Below are 19,936 nucleotides of genomic sequence, written 5' to 3' on the forward strand. Positions count from 1 at the left end.
GAGCCGTCCATGTCCCAACCGCTGCTGATCGAGCATGACGCCGGCGTCGACCGGGTGACGCTCAATCGTCCCGACAGTCTCAACGCGCTCGATCCTGCGCTGATCGATGCGCTCAATGCCTACTTTCAGAGTCTTCAACGCAACCGTGATACGCGCGTCGTCGTACTCAAAGGCGCCGGCAAGAGCTTCTGTGCTGGCCTCGATCTCAAGGCCGCGATGGCGCGCCGGGCCGGGCAGCAGGAGCCGCCCGGCGTCACGGAGTCGCTGGACTCGCAGCGGCGCATCGCCGACATCGTGATGTTGATGCGGCGCTGTCCGCAACCGATCCTGTCGCTGGTGCAGGGTGCGGCCGCAGGCGGCGGCTTTGCGCTCGCGCTCGCGTCCGACATCCGCATCGCGACGAAGTCGGCGCGCATGAACTGCGCCTTCATCAAGCTTGGGCTTGGCGGCTGCGACATCGGCACCAGCTATTTCTTGCCACGCCTCGTCGGCGTCTCCGTGGCCTCCGAGCTGATCCTGACCGGGCGCTTCATCGGCGCCGAGCGTGCGCTCGCGGTCGGACTCGTCTCGGAAGTGGTCGACGAGGACAAGCTCGATGCGGCGGCCGAACCTTACGTCGACGCGATGATGACGGCCTCGCCGGTTGGGCTGCGCTTGTCAAAGGAATGTCTCAACATGAGCGTCGATGCGGGGTCGCTGGAAGCGGCGATTGCGATGGAGGACCGCAACCAGGTCCTGTGCAGCCGCTCCGAGGAGTTTTCGGAAGGCATCAGGGCCTTCCTTGAGAAGCGAAAGCCTGTCTATATCAAGCGCTGAAGCAACAAAGATCCGCAAAGGACAATAATTCCGGGAGACGCAAAATGAGTGGAAGCGCGGCGGCGGCGATGTCAAAGCCCGCCTTTCGCAAGGTCGAGTGGCTCGCGCGCGACATCGCTGTCGAACGGCGCGCCGATGGCACGGTGGTGCTGAAGTCGCGCATTCCGTTGCAGGCCTACGAAAAGCATCTTCCGGCTTCGCTGGCGAAATGGGCCAAGGAAGCGCCCGAGCGCATCTGGCTCGCGCAGCGCGGCGGGCCCAACCGCGAATGGCGCAAGGTGTCCTATGGCGAGGCCAAGCGCACCGTGGACGCGTTGACGCAGGCGCTGCTCGACCTCAAGCTCGACGGGCGCCCGGTGGCGATCCTCTCCGGCAACTCGATCGAGCATGCGTTGATGACGCAGGCCGCGATGCAGGCGCGTGTCCCGGCTGCGCCGGTGTCGCCAGCCTACTCTCTGATGAGCCACGATCACGTCAAGCTGAAGTATCTGTTCGACCTGATCAAGCCAGCCGTGGTGATGGTGCAGGACGGCCCGATCTTCGAGAACGCGCTGAAGGCGCTCGATCTCAACGGCGCTACCGTCGTTCATGTCGTGCGGCCCTGCGAGGACATCAAGAGCGTCAGCTTCGCCGAGCTCGCCGCGACGCCCGTGACTGCTGATGTCGAAGCATCGATCGCAAGGATCACGCCTCACACCGTCGGCAAGCTGCTGTTCACGTCAGGCTCGACCGGCATGCCCAAGGCCGTCATCAACACGCAAGAGATGATGTGCGCCAATGCTGCCATGATGATGCAGGTGCGGCCGCGCACGCCGGGCGGTCCGCTCGCCACCGTGCTGGACTGGATGCCCTGGAACCACACCATGGGCGGCAATGCCGCGTTCCACCCGGTGCTGGTGGATGGCGGCACGCTCTTTATCGACGACGGCCGGCCTATGCCGGGCCAGCTCGAGGAGACCATCAAGAATCTCCGCGAGATATCGCCGACCTATTACGCCAACGTGCCGGCCGGCTATGCCGCGCTCGCCGCTGCCATGGAGAAGGACGACGCGCTCTGCCGTTCATTCTTCAAGAACCTATTGATTATGGCCTATGGCGGCGCGCGGCTGCCGGATGATCTCTACGACCGCATGCAGGCTCTCGCGGTGAAAACCACCGGCGAGCGCATCGTATTTTACACCGGCTGGGGCTCGACCGAGACCGCGCCGACCTCGACCGGCACCTATTGGGATACTGAGCGCGTCGGCCTGATCGGCCTGCCGTTCCCCGGCGTCGAATTGAAAATGGTGCCGTGCGGTTCGAAATACGAGCTGCGCCTGCGCGGCGTCAACGTGACGCCCGGTTATTTCGGTCAGCCTGATCTCACTAAGAAGATGTTCGACGAGGAGGGTTTTTACTGCATCGGCGATGCCGGCATCTTTGTCGACGACACCGATCCGGTGAAGGGCATCATCTTTGCGGGGCGCGTCGTCGAAGACTTCAAGCTCACCACCGGCACCTTCGTGCATGTCGGCTCGCTGCGTACCGATGCGATCGCTGCCGCGACGCCTGTCGTGCATGACGCGCTGGTCGCGGGGCAGGATCGCGCCTTCATTGGCCTTCTCGCCTGGCCGAACCTGCATGCCTGCCGCCAACTCGTCGGCAATCCCGATCTCAGCTTCGAGGAGGCGGTGAAACACCCCGAGGTCGTCGCGTGCTTCAAGCGCGGGCTCCAGGCCCACAACAAGGAGTGCGAAGGTGCCAGCAGCCGCATCATCGCGCGCGCCATGCTGATGGTCGAGCCGCCCTCGATCGACGGCAACGAACTCACCGACAAGGGCTACATCAACCAGCGCGCCGGGCTGGAGCGCCGCTCCGCGCTGGTGGAGCGGCTGTATGCGGACACGCCGGACCAGGACGTGATCGTGCTTCGATGAGTGCGCAGCTCTCTCACCTCGTCATTCCGGGATGGCCCTAAGGGCTCGCGGCTTTGTCGCGCCCCGGAATGACGGCATCAATGAAAACAACGAATAAACAAGGGTAAGCCGCCATGAACTTCGATTTCTCTGACGACCAGAAGCAGCTCCGTGACCAGGCGCGCAAATTCCTCACTGAGAAGTGCTCGCCCAAGGCGGTGCGTGTCGTGCTTGATGGCAAGGCGCCATACGATAAGGAGCTTTGGAAGGGCCTCGCGGAGATGGGGTTCCTCGGCGTTGCGATCCCCGAAGAATTTGGCGGCGCGGGTGCCGGCCATCTCGAGCTCTGCGTGATCGCGGAGGAGATGGGCCGGGCGAACGCGCCGGTGCCGTTCTCCTCCACCGTCTATCTCGCGGCTGAGGCGCTGCTGATCGCCGGCAGCGACGCGCAAAAGAAGAAATGGCTGCCCGCGATTGCCTCGGGCGATGCGATCGGCACGCTGGCGCTGTTCGAGGGCAAGGGCAATCCGGCGCCGAAGGCCGTCAAGCTCGCGGCTGCGAATGGCGTGCTCAACGGCGTCAAGAAGCCGGTCCCGGACGGTGCGATCGCCGACTTCGCGGTGGTTGCCGCGCGCACGGGATCGAGCGGCCGCGACGGCGACACCTCGCTGTTTCTGGTCGACCTTAAGGCTGCCGGTGTCGAGGTCAAAAATCTCACCAATCTGGATCCGACCCGCGGGCAAGCCGAGATCACTTTCAAGGACGCCAAGGCCGAGCCGCTCGGCGCAGCCGGTGAAGGCTGGAGCATTTTGTCTCAAGTGCTCGACCGCGCCGCGGTGCTCTGCGCCTTCGAGCAGGTCGGTGGCTCCGACCGTGCGCTGGAGATGGGCCGCGACTACGCGCTCGACCGCATCGCCTTCGGCCGCCAGATCGGCTCGTTCCAGGCGGTCAAGCACATGTTGGCAGATATGTACGTCTTGGCGACGCTGGCGCGCTCCAACAGCTATTACGGCGCCTGGGCGCTCTCGACCAACGCGGCTGAGCTGCCGGAAGCCGCGGCGGCTGCGCGCATCAGCGCAACGCAGGCCTTCCAGCACTGCGCCAAGAACAACATCCAGGTTCACGGTGGCATGGGTTTCACCTGGGAGTTCGACTGCCACATGTATTACCGCCGCGCTAATGCGATGGCGCTGGGGCTCGGCAGTCTCACCTATTGGGAAGACCAGCTGATCGACCGCATGCGCAAGAAGAACGCGGCGTGATGTTGTCGTCATTCCGGGGCGCGCGTAGCGCGAACCCGGAATCCCGATCTGAGTCAGTAACCTCTGGATTCCGGGTTCGATGCTTCGCATCGCCCCGGAATGACGGAAGAAGAGAATAACCATGAACTTCGACGACACCCCGCAAGAGGCCGAATTCCGCGCCACCGCGCGCGCCTGGATCGGTGCCAACGCGCCCAGGCAATATGAGGACGAGCTGCGCAAATCCTCGCTCGGCCGCACCGTGCTCAAGAACGCCAACCTTCTCGAGGTCGCAAAAGCCTGGCAGAAGAAGAAGGCCGATGCCGGCTGGGCCTGCCTGCACTGGCCGAAGGAATATGGCGGCCGCGGTTCGACGCCGATCGAGCGCGTGATCTGGCAGCAGGAAGAAGGGCCGTTCGGTCAGCTGTCCCGCATGTTCATCATCGGCCACGGCATGTGCGGGCCGACCATGATGGCGTTCGCGCGCGAGGAGCATAAGCGCACATATCTGCCGCCGCTCGCCTCCGGCGAAAAGGTCTGGTGCCAGTTGTTCTCCGAGCCCGCCGGCGGCTCAGACGTTGCAGGCCTGCGCACGCGTGCGGAGAAGGACGGCGACGACTGGGTGATCAACGGCCAGAAGATCTGGACCTCGGGCGCGCATTATTCCGATTACGGCATCTTGCTCACCCGCACCGATCCAACCGTGCCCAAGCACAAGGGCCTCACCATGTTCTTCCTGGACATGAAGAGCCCCGGCGTCGAGGTGCGGCCGATCAAGCAGGCGAGCGGCGCCTCGGACTTCAACGAGGTCTATTTCACCAACGTCCGCATTCCCGATCACCAACGCCTCGGCGAGGTCGGCGACGGCTGGAACGTCTCGCTGACCACGCTGATGAACGAGCGCAGCGCGATCGGTGCGGCCGTCTCGACCGGCTTCCCCGAGCTGTTCGAATATTGCTCCAGCCTGATGCTCGACGACGGTCCGGCGATCGAGGATCGCGCGGTGCGCTCGAAGCTGGCGAACTGGGCGGTGAAGGCGAGCGGGCTGAAATACACCAGCATGCGCGCGATCTCCGCGCTGTCGAGGGGCGAGCGGCCGGGGCCGGAAAACTCCATCGGCAAGCTGGTGGCGGGGTCGATGATCCAGGATGTCGCGACCTACGCGCTGGACTTGCAGGGGGCGAGCGGCGTGGTCAGCGGCGATGATGCCGAGCTCGCGGGCCGCTTCCAGGCCATGCTGCTGCGTGCGCCGGGTACGCGGGTCGAAGGCGGTACCGACGAGATCATGCGCAACATCATTGCGGAGCGCGTCTTGGGCTTGCCCGGTGATATCCGTGTCGACAAGGACGTGCCGTTCAACAAGATCCCGACCAAAGGAAGAAACTAGCCGTCATTCCGGGGCGATGCGAAGCATCGAACCCGGAATCTCGAAATGAGTAACTAACCTCTAGATTCCGGGTTCGCCCTTCGGGCGCGCCGGAATGACACAAAGAGAGAGGCCGCCATGAATTTCGACGACACCCCGCAGGAAGCCGCATTCCGCGAGACCGCACGCAAATGGGTCGACGCCAACGCGCCGAAGGAGTTCGAGCAGGAGCTGTCGAAATCCTCGCTTGGCCGCATCAGGCTTGCGAAGCACGACATGGTTGAGGTCGGCAAGGCCTGGCAGAAGAAGAAGGCGGAAGGCGGCTGGGCTTGCCTGCACTGGCCGAAGGAATATGGCGGCCGCGGCGCCACCCCGATCGAGCGCGTGATCTGGCAGCAGGAAGAGGGTGTCTACGGCAAGCTGACGCAGCCGTTCCAGATCGGCGAGGGCATGTGCGGTCCGACCGTGATGGCCTGGGGCAGCGAAGATGCCAAACGCCGCTATCTGCCGAAGCTCGCCTCGGGCGAGGAGATCTGGTGCCAGCTGTTCTCCGAGCCGTCGGCCGGCTCCGACGTCGCGGGCCTCCGCACGCGCGCGGAGAAGAAGGGCGACAATTGGGTCGTCAATGGTCAAAAGATCTGGACCTCCGGCGCGCATTATTCCGACTACGGCTTGTTGATCGCCCGCACCGATCCGAATGTGCCTAAGCATAAGGGCCTCACCATGTTCTTCCTGGACATGAAGAGCTCGGGCGTCGAGGTGCGGCCGATCAAGCAGGCCAACGGCATGCAGGAGTTCAACGAGGTCTATTTTACCGACGTCGTGATCTCCGACAGCCAGCGGCTCGGCGCTGTCGGCGAGGGCTGGAGCGTGTCGCTGACCACGCTGATGAACGAGCGCATGTCGATTGGCGCGCGGCTCGCAACCGGTGTGCCTGAGATGTTTGAATTTTGCTCGAACCTCATGCTTGAAGACGGGCTCGCGATCGACGATCCCGCCGTGCGCTCAAAGCTCGCGAGCTGGGCAGTGAAGTCGAGCGGGCTGAAATACACCAGCTACCGCGCGATCTCGGCTCTGTCGAAAGGCGAGCGGCCGGGTCCGGAGAATTCGATCGGCAAGCTCGTCTCGGGCATGATGCTGCAGGACATCGCGACCTACGCCATGGATCTCCAGGGCGCGGCCGGCGTGCTCACAGGCAGCGATGAGGAGACGGTGCACGGCCAATTCCAGCAGATGTTGTTGTCCTCGCCCTCGATGCGCATCGCCGGTGGCACCGACGAGATCCTGCGCAATATCATCGCCGAGCGCGTGCTGGGCCTGCCGGGCGACATCCGCGTCGACAAGGACGTGCCTTATAACAAGATCCCGACCAAGGGGCGGTGATGTGGCATCGTAGGGTGGGTTAGCGCAGCGTAACCCACCTCTTCTGCCGACGCGGAAACAAAAGACGTGAGTTGCGCCTTCGGCTAACCCACCCTACGAAGAGAACCAATCCATGGACGCTAAAGTGACTCAAAACAATCGCATTGGCGTGCTCGAAGAGCTCCTCAACGAGCGCTACTCCGTTCGCGCCTTCCTTCCCAAGGAAGTCAATCGCGCGACCATCGAGCATGTGCTGACGACCGCGCAGCGCACCGCGTCCTGGTGCAACAGCCAGCCCTGGCAGGTCATCATCGCCAGCGGCGAGGCCAAGGAACGCTTCCGCCAGCTGATCTACAAGGAAGCCTCAGGCGGTCTTGGCGATGATTATGATTTCACGCCACCGCGCGAATATGTCGGTGTCTATCTCGAACGCCGCCGCGAGAGCGGCTTCCAGCTCTACAATACGCTCGGCATTCCCCGTGGTGACAAGATCGGCTACGCCAAGCAGGCGCTGGAGAACTACAATTTCTTCGGCGCGCCGCATGTCGCCATCATTCATACCAACGAGCCGCTCGGCGTCTACGGTGCGATCGATTGCGGGGCCTATGTCTCGAATTTCATGCTCGCTGCGCAGGCGCTCGGACTTGGCACGATTCCGCAGGCCGCGCTCGCCCGCCATTCCGGCCTGATCCGCCGCCACTTCAACTTGCCCGACGATCGCCGTGTCGTCTGCGGCATCTCGTTCGGCTATGCCGACAATGCGCACAAGGTCAACAGCTATCGCACCTCGCGCGCAACGATCGCCGACACGGTGATGTTCGTCGAGAAATGATCGCGCGAGGTTCAGCTGCCCGCATGCGAGCGAAGACGGCCGCGCAAACGGCCGTCCTCACAGCTGACGCCTTCAGTCGATTGACGCGTTATCCGCCGCTGCCGCCGATGACGGCGCGCACGGTCTCGTCGGGTCCGAAGTCCTCGGCACCGTCGACATAAAGCAGTGCGGCGAGCTTCGAGCGCGCGCGGTTGACGCGGCTCTTTATGGTGCCGACGGCACAGCCGCAGATCGAGGCCGCATCCTCGTAGGAGAAGCCCGAGGCGCCGACCAGGATCAAGGCTTCGCGCTGGTCCTGCGGAAGCTTGTCGAGCGCGGTGCGAAACTCCTCGAACTCGAGATGGGCATTCTGCGAGGGCTGTGTCTTCAGCGTCTTGGCATAATTGCCCTCGGCATCCTCGACCTCGCGCCGCCGCTTGCGATAGTCGGAGCGGAACAGGTTGCGCAGGATCGTGAACAGCCATGCCGGCAGGTTGGAGCCGGGCTGGAACGAGTCGATGTTGGCGAGTGCGCGGAGCAGCGTCTCTTGCACCAAATCGTCGGCGCGGTCCGCATTGCCGCTGAGCGAGATCGCGAACGCGCGCAGGCTCGGCACGGCCGCCAGGATGTCGTCACGCAGGGAGTTCGTGAGAGGCATTAATCCCTCCCATGGTTGTCGTTGGAGCCCCCAGCTCCACTCTCGTTTTGGGATCCAGCTCCCGGCGCATCAAGCTTTTTGATGAGCTCCGCGAACCGGTCCGGAACCCCTTGCCGTACGACATCGTCGTACATGGCGCGCAGTTGGTGCCCAATCCGGGATTGAATCTCCGGAGTTAGGCCTCCCTTGCCGGGGGTCGTGCTTTTGCTGGCTTGAGACTTGAGATCTTTCATGACCTGTTCCACGTTTCCCCGAGTTAAGTGACTGCAAAATCGAGAAGTTTTCTCAACCGGGAGCCGTTCCCTGGACGAGTTCAATTCCAGGTTCGACAAAAAGTTCCCCCCTCCGCGGAACTTTTCTTCTCCTGAGGCGTAATCAGCCCCAGCAGGGGAACCCGGGCCTCCCCTCATCTGGTTCGTCAAGGTTGGCCCGATGATGAATGGAGTGGGGATGTCCCGTTCACAGCTCGTTGCTGAACATTTGCCGTTGTTGCGCCGGTATGCGCGCGCCCTGACGGGCAGCCAGGCCTCCGGCGACGCTTACGTCGCAGCCATGTTGGAGGCCATGTTGGGAGATCCGTCGGTGCTCGACGAGACCCATGGACCCCGGGCCGGCCTGTTCCGGCTGTTCACCCAGATCTGGAATTCGGTCTCCGTGAACGACGATTCCGAGGTGGCGACGCTGCCGATGCCGCCGGAGCGGCGGCTGTCCAACATCACGCCGCTGCCGCGGCAAGCCTTCCTGCTGCTCTCCCTCGAAGGATTTTCGGAAGAGGAAGTCGCCTATATTCTCGCGACCGATGTCGCCGAGACACGGCGGTTGGCCGATGCTGCCGGCCGCGAGATGGCGGCCGAGATCGCAACCGACGTCCTGATCATCGAGGACGAGACCTTCATCGCCATGGACCTCGAGAGCCTGGTGAAGAATCTCGGCCATAACGTCGTCGGCGTCGCGCGCACTCATGCTGATGCGGTGGCGCTGGCCAAGAACAGGCGGCCGGGCCTCATCCTCGCCGACATCCAGCTCGCCGACGGCTCGTCGGGCCTGGATGCCGTCAACGAACTGCTCCGCACCTTCGAGGTACCGGTGGTGTTCATCACCGCCTATCCGGAGCGCTTCCTCACCGGCGAGCGCCCGGAGCCGGCCTTCCTGATCTCAAAGCCGTTCCAGCCCGCGATGGTCTCGGCGGTGGCGAGCCAGGCGCTGTTCTTCCAGCGCAACTCGCGCAACCGCACGCCCAAAGCGCCGGCGGCGTAACAAGGCGCCCGCGGCGGTAACAGGCAACGATCCGTCATTCGGCAATCTGATCCGGCGTGCTGCGAGGCACGCCGGATTTTTCGTGCCCGCTTGACGGGCGCTGCGTGCGCCGCCCATACCTCGCGCATCGCCCGAATTGGAGAGATGCCCATGGACCAGCAACTGCTCGACCGCCTCGCCATTCGCGACCTCGTCGAGAACTGGGCGGTGTGGCGCGACGCTGGTGACTGGGAACGCTTTGCCACCGTCTGGCATGAAGAGGGTCGGATGTCCGCCACCTGGTTTCAGGGGCCGGCACGGGATTTCATGCGCGTCAGCCAGGAAGGCTTTGCCAAGGGCGTGCGCATCCTGCATTTCCTCGGCGGCACCAGCATCGATCTTTCGGGCGAGCGGGCCATTGCGCAGACCAAGATGACGATCTCGCAGCGGGCCGTGGTGCACGACGTGCTCTGCGACGTCGTCTGCACCGGCCGATTCTACGATTTCCTGGAGAAGCGGCAGGGCAAGTGGGGCATCGTCCGCCGCCAGCCGATCTACGAGAAAGACCGGATTGACCCGGTCGATCCCGCCGCGACGCTCCGCCTCGATCAGCAGACCCTCGCCGCGTTGCCGGAAGGCTACCGCCACCTCGCCTACATGCAAGAATTGATCGGCTACAAGGTCAAGCGCGACATGCCGGGCCTGATCGGGCCAGAGGTCGAGAAGCTCTATGGCGAAGGGCGGGACTGGCTCGCGGGGAAGGCGAAGTGAACGCCAGACAAAAGTAAGGCGCGACTGGCATCACCACAGTCGCGCCCTACGTCACCGGCTTATGGGGCAGGGGGGAATAGCCGGCTGTTGAAACGACTCCCAGGTGCGGGAGTCGTTCCAGGCGGTTGCAAATATTTTTGTGCGGGGTGCAGTGAATTTGGCACACGGTTAAGTGATCTTAACGTCTGGGAAACTCCGGTCCTCCCCTCGCGTTGTTCCCGCGATCGCCATGGGGCGAGGGACCAGCAATCATGTCACAGATTCAAAAGGTATTTTTGGGTGCCGTCGCAATTGCTGCGACGCTTGGCGCCGTACAGGTCGGCGCCGTGCAACTGGCCTCCGGCCATGATCTGGCCGACCGCTGGCAAGCTGTCGTCGACCAGCCGAACCAAATCCCCGGCCGCAACGTCGCAACTCACAACGTCAATCGCACCAGCAAGTCCGACCGGCTCGGCGACCTGAAGCCGGCTGCGGTTCCCACCCGCACCGTCTCGATGCGGCTGAACGACCTGCCGGATACGTCGGTGCTGTTGCGCGTTCCCGCGGTCATCGAGACCGGCAACGCGAAGCCGGCTCCGACGCTGCTGAAGCCGGGCCGCAAGCCGACGATTGCCTGCGAGCCGATGGTCAGCTCCCTGACCGAGGTCGCAAAACTGCTCCAGCCCGGCCGCTGCGTGACCTGATCCGCGTCGGCCCTCATGCAAAGCCGCGCTCCTTTCGGGAGGGCGGCTTTGTGCGTCCACTTGATCCCCTATCCCATCTCGCTATATCCCGGCTTTCTCCATTTCCGATTGAGCGGGTAAACGCATGACGACGTCCGATACGGCCACGCATACGCAGCCTTTCCAGGCCGAGGTTTCCGAGCTGCTGCACCTGATGGTGCATTCCGTCTATTCGGAGACCGACATTTTCCTGCGCGAGCTCGTCTCCAACGCCTCGGACGCCTGCGACAAGCTGCGCTATGAGGCGATCGCCAATCCGGCCCTGCTCGGCGAGGGCGACGCCCTCAAGATCCGCATCATTCCGAACAAGACGGCCACGACGCTCGCGATCGCCGACAACGGCATCGGCATGGAGCGGCAGGAGCTGATCGACCATCTCGGCACCATCGCCCGCTCCGGCACCAAGGCGTTCGTGTCGAAGCTGAGGGAGGCCAAGGACGGCCTCGGTCTGATCGGTCAGTTCGGCGTCGGCTTCTATTCCGCCTTCATGGTCGCCGAAAAGATCGTCGTGATCAGCCGCCGCGCCGGCGAGAGCGATGTCTGGACCTGGACGTCATCCGGCGGTTCCGGCTTCGAGATCGCGCGGGCAAGCGACGAGGACGCGGCACGCGTGACGCGCGGCACCGAGATCGTCCTGCACCTGAAGGACGACGCCAAGAAATATCTCGAAACATACGAGATCGAGCGTATCGTCGGCGCCTACTCCGACAATATCCTGTTCCCGATCGAGCTCGTGCCGGAAGAGGGCGAGCCGCGCCAGATCAACTCGGCGAGCGCGCTGTGGCAGCGCTCGAAGTCCGAGCTTTCGACGGAAGACTACAAGAAGGCCTATCAGCAGATCGCGTCCGCCTTCGACGACCCGGCAATGACGCTGCACTACCGCGCCGAGGGGCGCTATTCCTACGCGGTGCTGTTGTTTGCACCGTCGACGAAGCCGTTCGACCTGTTCGAGCCGAACCGCAAGGGCCGCGTCAAGCTCTATGTCCGCCGCGTCTTCATCACCGACGATGCGGATCTGCTGCCGGGCTATCTCCGCTTCATCCGCGGCGTCGTCGACAGCGAGGATCTTCCGCTCAACATCTCGCGCGAGATGCTGCAGAACAATCCGCAACTGGCGCAGATCCGCAAAGCCGTGGCGACCCGCGTCGTCAACGAGCTGGAAAGCTTGGCCGAGAAGGACGCTGAAAACTTCACAAAGATCTGGGACGCCTTCGGCGCTGTGCTGAAAGAGGGCATCTACGAGGATTTCGAGCGCCGCGAAAAGCTGCTCGCGCTATCGCGCTTCACCACCACGACCGGTGAGAAGCGCGCGCTGAAGGATGTCGTGGCCGATTTCAAGCCGAACCAGACCGAGATCTATTATCTCGTCGGCGACAGCATCGAGCGGCTGAAGTCCAGTCCGCGGCTGGAAGCTGCGACCGCGCGCGGCATCGAGGTGCTGCTGCTGTCCGATCCGGTCGATGCGTTCTGGACCTCGATGCCGACGGAGTTCGAGGGCAAGCCGCTGAAGTCGCTGAGCCAGGGCGATCTCAATCTCGACCTGATCCCGCGCGTCGACGACAAGGACGAGGCGAAGAAGGACGAGCCCGAGGCGGATGAAGCCGCCACCATCGCGGTGATCAAGGCGGCGCTCGGCGAGCGCGTCAGCGACGTCAAGGCCTCGACCCGCCTCACCAGCTCTGCCTCCTGCCTCGTCGCCGACAGCCAGGGCCCGAGCCGCGAGCTCGAGCGCATCCTGGCGCAGCAGAACCGCGGCATGCGCACCAAGCCGATCCTGGAGATCAATTTGCGCCACCCGATGGTCACTGCGATCACCAGGGCCCAGGCCGGCTCGAACACGGTCGACGACCTCAGTCTGCTCCTGCTCGAACAGGCGCAGATCCTGGACGGCGAGCTGCCGGAGGATCCGGCGGCGTTCGCGGCGCGGCTGAACCGCCTGGTGCTGCAGGGGCTGGGCTGACGCGAGTCGCGCCTACTCCGCCGCGTCCTTCTGCTCCTCGTCCTCAACCTGCGCCTCCGGCTTCTTCTCCATCCAGCGTGACAGCGCGTTGGAGAAGCGGTCGAGGTAGAGATAGACGACGGGCGTCGTGAACAAGGTCAGTGCCTGGCTGACGACGAGACCGCCGACCATGGCGTAGCCGAGCGGTTGGCGGATCTCGGCGCCGGTGCCGGTGCCGAGCATCAGGGGGACGCCGCCGAGCAGGGCCGCCATCGTCGTCATCATGATCGGCCGGAAGCGCAGCAGCGCGGCCTGGCGGATCGATTGCTCCGGCGTCAGGTGCTGCTCGCGCTCGGCGGCGATGGCGAAGTCTACCATCATGATCCCGTTCTTCTTGACGATGCCGATCAGGAGGATGACGCCGATCAAGGCGATCAGGCTAAAATCAAAGCCGAAGATCATCAGGATCGCGATCGCGCCGACGCCGGCCGACGGCAGCGTGGACAGGATGGTCAGCGGGTGGATGTAGCTCTCGTACAGCACCCCCAGCACCAGATAGACCACGACGAGTGCGGCGAGGATCAGCATCGGCACGGTGCCGAGCGATTGCTGGAATGCCTGCGCGGTCCCCTGGAAGCTCATGGACAGCGTCGGCGGCGCCCCCATCTCGCCTGCCGCGTGTACCACGGCGGCGGTCGCCTGTCCCAGCGCAATGCCCTCGGCCAAGTTGAAGCTGATCGTCACCGCCGGAAACTGGCTCTGATGCGCGATCGCGAGCGGCCGCACCGGTTCGTTGTTCCAGCTGCAGATGACTGAAAGCGGGACCTCGTCGCCGGTCAGCGGTGACTTGATGTAGAGCTTGTCGAGCGTGTCCAGCTTGCCCTGCAGAGCCGGGGTGATCTCGAGCACCACATGATAGCTGTTGGTCTGCGTGAAATATTGCGCCACCTGGCGCTGGCCGAAGGCGTCGTAGAGCGTATCGTCGATCAGCTGCGGCTGGATGCCATAGCGTGCCGCGGTGTCGCGGTTGATCGTGAGCTGCAGCGTCGTGCCCTCGGTCTGCTGGTCGGTGGCGACGTCGCGAAGCTCCGGCAGACCTTTCATCTCCGTGAGGATCTTCGGCGCCCAGGTGTTCAGCTCGGATAGATTGGCGTCCTGGAGCGTGAACTCGAACTGGGTCCGGGTGGCGCGGCCGCCGAGCCGCACGTCCTGCGAGGCCTGCATATAGAGACGTGCGCCCTCGACCTCGGCGAGCTTCGGCCGCAACCGCGCGATGATCTGTTGCGCGTTGGCGTTGCGCTCCCCGATCGGTTTCAGCGTGACGTACATGCGCCCCGAATTCAGTGCCGTGCCGCCCCCGCCAATGAACATCGCGATGGAATCGACGGCCGGGTCGGCCTGCACGATGGCATTGAGCTCCTCCTGCCGCCGCTTCATCTCGGCGAAGGAGATGTCCTGAGGCATCTCCGATACCGCGGTGAGGAAGCCGTTGTCCTGCTGCGGGAAGAAGCCCTTGGGGATCAGGACGAACAGCAGCCCCGACAGCGCGACGGTGGCGAAGAAGACGCAGAGCGTGATGAGGCTGTGGCGCAGCGCAAGATCGAGGCCGCGTTCATAGGCGCCGAGCAGGCGCTCGAACAGCCGCTCGCTCCATTGATAGAAGCGGCCATGGCGGGCCTCGTGGTCGGAACGCAGGAAACGCGAGGCCATCATCGGCGTCAGGCTCAACGATACGACGAGCGAGACGAAGATCGCCATCGACAGCGTCACCGCAAATTCGCGGAACAGCCGGCCGATGATGCCGCCCATCAACAGCAGCGGGATCAACACGGCGACCAGCGAGATGCTGATGGAGACGATGGTGAAGCCGATCTCGGCCGCCCCCTTGTAGGCGGCGGTGACCGGGTTCTCGCCCCGCTCGACATAGCGCGTGATGTTCTCCAGCATCACGATGGCGTCGTCGACCACGAAGCCGACCGCGATGGTCAGCGCCATCAGCGAGAGATTGTCCAGGGAGTAGCCAAATACCCACATCAGCGAGCAGGCGCCGAGCAGCGCCAGCGGCACGGTGATGCTCGGAATGATCGTGGCCCAGAAGCTGCGCAGGAAGATGAAGATCACCATTACCACGAGCACAATGGTGATCATGAGCGTGATCTGTACGTCGTCGACTGCGGCGCGGATGGTGATGGTGCGGTCGCTGATGATCTTGATGCTGATCGCGGGCGGAATTGCCGCGATCAGCCGCGGCAGCTTCTGCTTGATGCGGTCGACCGTCTCGATGACGTTGGCGCCGGGCTGCTTGAAGATGACCAGGAACACCCCGCGCTTGCCGTCGGCCCAGGCCGCGGTCTTCATGTCCTCCGGTCCCGACACTGCCTCGCCGATGTCGCGTATCCGCAAAGGTGCGCCGTTGCGATAGGCGATGATGACGTCCTGCCACTGACCGGCCTCGAGCAGCTGGTCGTTGGCGTAGACCGTGTAGGCGCGCCTCGTGCCGTCGATATTGCCCTTCGGGCTGTCCGTGGTCGCGATCGCGATCTGGCTGCGCACGTCCTCCAGCGACAGGCCCTTGGCGACCAGCTTGGTCGGATCGACCTGGATGCGCACCGAGGGCTTCTGCTGCCCGCCGACGAACACCTGGGCGACGCCGGGAATCTGGCTGATCTGTTGCGCGAGCTGGGCGTCGGTGCGGTCGCTGACAGTCGTCAGCGGCAGGGTCTCCGATGTCGCCGACAGGATCATGATCGGCGAATCTGCCGGGTTGACCTTCCGGTAGGTCGGCGGCGAGGGCAGGTTCTTCGGCAACTGGCCGCTCGCCGCGTTGATCGCGGCCTGCACGTCGTTGGCGGCGGCGTCGATCAGGCGGTTGAGGTCGAACTGGATGGTGATCGATGCCGAGCCGAGCGAGCTCGTCGAGGTCATCTGCGTGATGCCGGGGATTTGCGCGAGCTGGCGCTCGAGCGGCTGCGCCACGGAGGAGGCCATGGTTTCGGGGCTGCCGCCGGGGAGCGACGCGGAAACCTGGATGGTCGGAAAGTCGACCTGCGGCAACGGTGCAACCGGCAGCAGGGGGTAGGCCACGAGACCTACGAACAGGATGCCGGCCATCAGCAATGAGGTGCCGATGGGATAGCGGATGAACGGAGACGAGATGCTCTCTTGCATGCCCTGAAACCACAGACCGGCCAGCGCATCTTCTCGCCGCCCACGGCGGAGCCGCGCTCGAGAGTTCGAGCGCGGATGTGCGTTTCCTTCAGCCCATATGCTTGTTGATCGCCCCGGAACGTCATCGGTCCGGAGCCGGCGTTGTGGTCGAAAGACTAGTCGGTTCGCTCAGGCCTGCGAACGATTTCCTGCGTCAACTGCCTGCGACCTTTGTCGAAGGATGGCACGTGGCAAGATATGCGTTCGATGCAGGTCGAACGCGGAGCCTCTTCCCGGTTTCGGATCGTTACGGCGCTGTGTCGCATCATTTTTGCTGCCTGTCACAAGCGGGAGAGGTATGAGTAGGAACGGTCGCTTCTTCCGCGCTGCTGTGCCATATCGAAATGACATAACGCCTGCCGTTGTTACCGATTCGAGGAACTTGTCCGATGCGTGTCCCCCTCCTGACCCTCACCGCCATTGCGACGCTGTTCGTCGCGGCAGATGCCAGCGCTCAGACTTATGATCCGCGCTACCCGGTGTGCATGCACGTCTACACGGGCGGCGGCGGTGGCTTCGGCGCTGGTGGCGGCAATTATTTCGACTGCTCCTTCACATCGCTGCCGCAGTGCCGTGCGACGGCATCGGGCCTCGCGGCCAGCTGCGACGTCAATCCCTACTACGCTTTTGATGCGCCGCCCCCGCCGCGCAAGCGTCACAAGAAGGTGTACTGACCGCAGCGGCTAGTGCCGCGCGATCACCTAGTGAGGGTAATCGGTTCTCCTGCCGTGCAGAGGCCGCAGGCTAATCCTTCTTGATCCCCGACAGCTCCACGACCTTGCGCCAGCGCTCGGTCTCGGCGGTGAGCATGCCGCCGAACTCGCCGGCATTGCCGTGCAGCGGGATCGCGCCGAGCTCGGCGATGCGGGCCTTGATCCCGGGATCGGACAGCGCCGCGTCGACCTCGCGATTGAGGAGGTCGACGATCTCGCGCGGCGTGTCGTAGGGGGCGCCGACGCCGTAAAACGAGCTCGTCTCGTAACCGGGCAACGAATCCGCGATCGGCGGCACCTCGGGCAAGATCTCCGATCGTTCGCGCGTGGTGACGCCGAGCGCGCGCAGCTTGCCGGCGCGCACCAGCTCGAAGGACGAGGTGACATTGTCGAACATGCCCTGGATCTGGCCGCTCATCACGTCGGTCAGGCCCGGCGCCGAGCCGCGATACGGCACATGGGTGAATTGCACGCCGGCCATCGACTTGAACAGCTCGCCGGAAAGGTGCAGCGAGGTACCGATGCCGGATGAGGCAATCGACGCCTTGCCGGGATTGGCCTTGGTGTAAGCGATGAAGTCCGCGACGCTCTTCACCGGCAAGTCATTGCTGACGACCAGCACCAGGGGGATGCGCGCGACGCCGGCAACCGGTGCGATGCCCTTGGCAAAATCGTAAGGCAGTGCCGGATCGAACGAGGCGTTGATCGCATTCGCGGTCGAGGTCAGCAGCAACGTGTAGCCGTCCGGTGCGGAGGTGATCACCGCTTGCGTGCCGATATTGCTTCCGGCGCCGGGTTTATTCTCGACCACGAAGGTCTGCCCGAGCCGTTCGGACAGGCGCTGGCAGATCAGCCGCGACAATACGTCGGTGGCCCCGCCGGGCGCATAGGGCACCACCCATTTCACGCTCCGCGACGGATAGGATGGGTTGCCGATCGCAAAGGCGCGAGGCGCCGCAAGTGTCGCCACGGCGCACGCAGCGGTCTGGAGGAAATGTCGCCTGGTAATCATCGTGGCCTCCAGTTCGTCTCTCGCGGAGCGAGGGGCACGCGCAGCGCACCTGACTGACTGGATTTGCTATCGCAAGAATTGCGCCGGGTCGCACGTCGTTCCGGTCGGCTTGGTAAAGGATGATTGCAGTTAATCGAGAGCTAACCGAGTTTTACCTTGTCTCTTAACACCTGCGCAGGACGAGCGAGCTAATCTGCCGACACAAGCAGATACCGTCCGAAAGAATGAACGGCATGACCATCGGCGTCATCGAGCAACCCAAAGCCGCGCGCGCGCCCTCGGCCTCAAAGATCTGGCTGAAGGCGATCGAGTTGACCGCGAGGATCGAGACGCTGCCAGGCCGTCTGTTCGCGGACGTCGTCGACGATTGGGCCCGACGCCAGCCTGACCGCATCGCGCTGGTCACGGACAACACAACGCTAGACTATGAAGGTTTGTCGAAGCGCACCAACCGCTATGCGCGCTGGGCGCGCTCGGTCGGCGTCGCCAAGGGAGATACTGTCGGCCTGATCATGCCGAATGGCATCGATTATGTCGCAGCCTGGCTCGGCATCAGCCGCGTCGGCGGCGTGGTGGCGCTGATCAACACCAAGCTTGTCGGGAAATCTCTCGCGCATTGCGTCGACGTCGCCAAGCCATCGCATATCATCGTCGCGCATGAACTCGCCGAGACGCTGGCGAGCGCAACGCCGCATCTGAAGACGGAGGCCACGATCTGGACCCACGGCGATGCCCGAAGTGAGCGCGCGATCGACGTTGCGCTCGCCGCGCTTGATGACGGACCGCTTTTGCCGGAGGAGCACGGCGAGGTCACCATCGACGACCGCGCGCTGCTGATCTACACGTCCGGCACCACCGGCCTGCCGAAGGCCGCCAGCATCAGCCATCGCCGCATTCTCAACTGGGGGTTCTGGTTCGCGGGCCTCACCGGCGCGATGCCACAGGATCGGCTCTACGATTGCCTGCCGCTGTTTCACTCGGTCGGCGGCATTGTCGCGCCCTGCAGCATGCTCGCCGCCGGCGGTTCGGTGGTGATCGCCGAGAAGTTTTCGGCGTCGAACTTCTGGCCCGACATCGTGCGGCACGACTGCACGCTGTTCCAGTATATCGGCGAGCTCTGTCGCTATCTGCTCAAGGCGCCGCCGTCGGAATACGAAAATCGCCACCGGCTGCGGCTTGCCTGCGGCAACGGCCTGCGCGGCGACATCTGGGAGGATTTCCAGGGCCGCTTCGCTATTCCCCGCGTTCTCGAATTCTACGCCGCGACCGAAGGTAATTTCTCGCTGTTCAACGTCGAGGGACAGCCAGGCGCAATCGGGCGTATCCCGCCGCTGCTTGCACATCGCTTTCCTGCAGGGCTCGTCAGGCTCGATCCGGACAGCGGCGCGCCGCTGCGTAACGACGAGGGCTTTTGCATCTCCTGCGCCCGCGGAGAAGCCGGAGAGGCCATCGGCCGCATCGGCAGGGCAGATGAGGGCGGTGGCCGCTTCGAGGGCTATACCGACGCCGGCGAGACCGAAAAGAAGATCCTGCGCGACGTCTTTGCCAAGGGCGATGCCTGGTTCCGCACCGGCGACCTGATGCGGCTCGACGACGGGGGCTTCTTTCATTTCGTTGATCGCATCGGCGACACTTTCCGCTGGAAGGGCGAGAACGTCGCGACATCGGAGGTCAACGACGCCGTGCGCGATTTCACCGGTGTGGTCGATGCGACCACCTATGGTGTCAGCATTCCCGGCACTGATGGCCGCGCCGGCATGAGCGCGATCGTCGTGAACGAGGGATTTGATATCGCCGCACTGTCTGCGCACCTCGCGCAGCGGCTGCCGGTCTATGCCCGCCCCGTCTTCGTCCGGATCTCGCGCGAGCTCGATGCGACCGAGACTTTCAAGCAGAAGAAGGGCGAGCTCGCCCGCGAAGGTTTTGACCCGGGCGCGGTGGCGGATCCGATGTTCATGCGCGATCCGGACTCCGGCGCCTATGTCGCACTCGATCCCGGGACGTATGCGCAGATCTTGGACGGCACGATCAGGCTGTAGCCGCGGCAAAATCAAGAGATAGGTCCAATTTTATCTGAATTGTCGAAGAGGCCATTTACTTCTGTCGCGTAAACAAGCGGCCATGGGAGGCGGTCTTCATGAGCCGCCGCAAGAAAATACGATCGATTAACTAAGCAAGAGGCGAGCA

16 protein-coding genes are annotated in these 19,936 nt (G+C 63.8%); 12 read left to right on the forward strand and 4 right to left on the reverse strand.

Annotated elements, in window-relative coordinates; genetic code table 11:
• Positions 1–9: 9 nt before the first annotated feature.
• The 6 genes from JQ587_RS18170 (at position 10) to JQ587_RS18195 (ending at position 7,512) form a co-directional block, all read left to right on the forward strand.
• Positions 10–816, forward strand: coding sequence for an enoyl-CoA hydratase/isomerase family protein (locus tag JQ587_RS18170; RefSeq protein ID WP_212426149.1), 807 nt, complete (start codon positions 10–12; stop codon positions 814–816).
• Positions 817–860: 44 nt separating this feature from the next.
• Positions 861–2,732: an AMP-binding protein gene (locus JQ587_RS18175; RefSeq protein ID WP_212426150.1), complete on the forward strand. Its 1,872-nt coding sequence runs from the start codon at positions 861–863 to the stop codon at positions 2,730–2,732.
• 113 nt (positions 2,733–2,845) lie between these two features.
• On the forward strand, positions 2,846–3,973 hold the full coding sequence (locus JQ587_RS18180) for an acyl-CoA dehydrogenase family protein (protein ID WP_212426151.1): 1,128 nt from the start codon (positions 2,846–2,848) through the stop codon (positions 3,971–3,973).
• A 121-nt stretch (positions 3,974–4,094) separates the two neighbouring features.
• Positions 4,095–5,339 carry an acyl-CoA dehydrogenase gene (locus JQ587_RS18185; protein WP_212426152.1) on the forward strand — a complete coding sequence of 415 codons (1,245 nt, stop codon included), beginning with the start codon at positions 4,095–4,097 and terminating at the stop codon, positions 5,337–5,339.
• Positions 5,340–5,456: 117 nt separating this feature from the next.
• Positions 5,457–6,701, forward strand: a complete 1,245-nt coding sequence (locus JQ587_RS18190) for an acyl-CoA dehydrogenase (protein WP_212297287.1) — start codon at positions 5,457–5,459, stop codon at positions 6,699–6,701.
• A 112-nt stretch (positions 6,702–6,813) separates the two neighbouring features.
• On the forward strand, positions 6,814–7,512 hold the full coding sequence (locus tag JQ587_RS18195) for a nitroreductase (protein WP_212426153.1): 699 nt from the start codon (positions 6,814–6,816) through the stop codon (positions 7,510–7,512).
• A gap of 88 nt (positions 7,513–7,600) precedes the next feature.
• On the opposite strand, the gene JQ587_RS18200 is transcribed toward JQ587_RS18195, so the two are convergent.
• The gene (locus tag JQ587_RS18200; RefSeq protein WP_092288831.1) at positions 7,601–8,149 is read right to left on the reverse strand and encodes a sigma-70 family RNA polymerase sigma factor; all 549 of its coding nucleotides are present in this window, start codon (positions 8,147–8,149) and stop codon (positions 7,601–7,603) included.
• Entirely contained in the window at positions 8,149–8,382 is a 234-nt protein-coding gene (locus JQ587_RS18205) for a NepR family anti-sigma factor (RefSeq protein ID WP_212297285.1), read from the reverse strand. The genes JQ587_RS18200 and JQ587_RS18205 overlap by 1 nt, the downstream gene beginning before the upstream one ends.
• 217 nt (positions 8,383–8,599) lie before the next feature.
• On the opposite strand from JQ587_RS18205, the gene JQ587_RS18210 reads away from it, so the two are divergent.
• The 4 genes from JQ587_RS18210 (at position 8,600) to htpG (ending at position 12,838) form a co-directional block, all read left to right on the forward strand.
• On the forward strand, positions 8,600–9,406 hold the full coding sequence (locus JQ587_RS18210; protein ID WP_212426154.1) for a response regulator: 807 nt from the start codon (positions 8,600–8,602) through the stop codon (positions 9,404–9,406).
• 150 nt (positions 9,407–9,556) lie between these two features.
• A complete protein-coding gene (locus tag JQ587_RS18215; RefSeq protein ID WP_212426155.1) occupies positions 9,557–10,156 on the forward strand; it encodes a nuclear transport factor 2 family protein in 600 nt (199 codons plus the stop codon).
• 251 nt (positions 10,157–10,407) lie between these two features.
• The gene (locus JQ587_RS18220; protein ID WP_212297282.1) at positions 10,408–10,839 is read left to right on the forward strand and encodes a hypothetical protein; all 432 of its coding nucleotides are present in this window, start codon (positions 10,408–10,410) and stop codon (positions 10,837–10,839) included.
• 124 nt (positions 10,840–10,963) lie between these two features.
• Positions 10,964–12,838: a molecular chaperone HtpG gene (gene htpG, locus JQ587_RS18225; RefSeq protein WP_212426156.1), complete on the forward strand. Its 1,875-nt coding sequence runs from the start codon at positions 10,964–10,966 to the stop codon at positions 12,836–12,838.
• A 12-nt stretch (positions 12,839–12,850) separates the two neighbouring features.
• On the opposite strand, the gene JQ587_RS18230 is transcribed toward htpG, so the two are convergent.
• Positions 12,851–15,985: an efflux RND transporter permease subunit gene (locus JQ587_RS18230; RefSeq protein WP_212426157.1), complete on the reverse strand. Its 3,135-nt coding sequence runs from the start codon at positions 15,983–15,985 to the stop codon at positions 12,851–12,853.
• A 428-nt stretch (positions 15,986–16,413) separates the two neighbouring features.
• Between JQ587_RS18230 and JQ587_RS18235 the strand changes: the two genes are divergently transcribed.
• Positions 16,414–16,698 (forward strand): DUF3551 domain-containing protein, encoded by a 285-nt coding sequence (locus JQ587_RS18235; protein WP_212426158.1) that lies wholly within the window; start codon positions 16,414–16,416, stop codon positions 16,696–16,698.
• Between the two features lie 70 nt (positions 16,699–16,768).
• On the opposite strand, the gene JQ587_RS18240 is transcribed toward JQ587_RS18235, so the two are convergent.
• Positions 16,769–17,749 (reverse strand): Bug family tripartite tricarboxylate transporter substrate binding protein, encoded by a 981-nt coding sequence (locus JQ587_RS18240; RefSeq protein ID WP_212426159.1) that lies wholly within the window; start codon positions 17,747–17,749, stop codon positions 16,769–16,771.
• Between the two features lie 224 nt (positions 17,750–17,973).
• On the opposite strand from JQ587_RS18240, the gene JQ587_RS18245 reads away from it, so the two are divergent.
• The gene (locus tag JQ587_RS18245; RefSeq protein ID WP_212426160.1) at positions 17,974–19,788 is read left to right on the forward strand and encodes a long-chain-acyl-CoA synthetase; all 1,815 of its coding nucleotides are present in this window, start codon (positions 17,974–17,976) and stop codon (positions 19,786–19,788) included.
• The last annotated feature ends 148 nt before the right edge of the window (positions 19,789–19,936 follow it).

It is taken from the genome of Bradyrhizobium manausense, assembly GCF_018130615.1.
Classification (GTDB): domain Bacteria; phylum Pseudomonadota; class Alphaproteobacteria; order Rhizobiales; family Xanthobacteraceae; genus Bradyrhizobium; species Bradyrhizobium manausense_A.

What these genes read in the sequence shown, in the direction of transcription:
- JQ587_RS18170 (WP_212426149.1), top strand. Translation starts at nt 10, where the DNA reads ATGTCCCAACCGCTGCTGATCGAGCATGACGCCGGCGTCGACCGGGTG.
- JQ587_RS18175 (WP_212426150.1), top strand. Translation starts at nt 861, where the DNA reads ATGAGTGGAAGCGCGGCGGCGGCGATGTCAAAGCCCGCCTTTCGCAAG.
- JQ587_RS18180 (WP_212426151.1), top strand. Translation starts at nt 2,846, where the DNA reads ATGAACTTCGATTTCTCTGACGACCAGAAGCAGCTCCGTGACCAGGCG.
- JQ587_RS18185 (WP_212426152.1), top strand. Translation starts at nt 4,095, where the DNA reads ATGAACTTCGACGACACCCCGCAAGAGGCCGAATTCCGCGCCACCGCG.
- JQ587_RS18190 (WP_212297287.1), top strand. Translation starts at nt 5,457, where the DNA reads ATGAATTTCGACGACACCCCGCAGGAAGCCGCATTCCGCGAGACCGCA.
- JQ587_RS18195 (WP_212426153.1), top strand. Translation starts at nt 6,814, where the DNA reads ATGGACGCTAAAGTGACTCAAAACAATCGCATTGGCGTGCTCGAAGAG.
- JQ587_RS18200 (WP_092288831.1), bottom strand. Translation starts at nt 8,149, where the DNA reads ATGCCTCTCACGAACTCCCTGCGTGACGACATCCTGGCGGCCGTGCCG.
- JQ587_RS18205 (WP_212297285.1), bottom strand. Translation starts at nt 8,382, where the DNA reads ATGAAAGATCTCAAGTCTCAAGCCAGCAAAAGCACGACCCCCGGCAAG.
- JQ587_RS18210 (WP_212426154.1), top strand. Translation starts at nt 8,600, where the DNA reads ATGTCCCGTTCACAGCTCGTTGCTGAACATTTGCCGTTGTTGCGCCGG.
- JQ587_RS18215 (WP_212426155.1), top strand. Translation starts at nt 9,557, where the DNA reads ATGGACCAGCAACTGCTCGACCGCCTCGCCATTCGCGACCTCGTCGAG.
- JQ587_RS18220 (WP_212297282.1), top strand. Translation starts at nt 10,408, where the DNA reads ATGTCACAGATTCAAAAGGTATTTTTGGGTGCCGTCGCAATTGCTGCG.
- htpG (WP_212426156.1), top strand. Translation starts at nt 10,964, where the DNA reads ATGACGACGTCCGATACGGCCACGCATACGCAGCCTTTCCAGGCCGAG.
- JQ587_RS18230 (WP_212426157.1), bottom strand. Translation starts at nt 15,985, where the DNA reads ATGCAAGAGAGCATCTCGTCTCCGTTCATCCGCTATCCCATCGGCACC.
- JQ587_RS18235 (WP_212426158.1), top strand. Translation starts at nt 16,414, where the DNA reads ATGCGTGTCCCCCTCCTGACCCTCACCGCCATTGCGACGCTGTTCGTC.
- JQ587_RS18240 (WP_212426159.1), bottom strand. Translation starts at nt 17,749, where the DNA reads ATGATTACCAGGCGACATTTCCTCCAGACCGCTGCGTGCGCCGTGGCG.
- JQ587_RS18245 (WP_212426160.1), top strand. Translation starts at nt 17,974, where the DNA reads ATGAACGGCATGACCATCGGCGTCATCGAGCAACCCAAAGCCGCGCGC.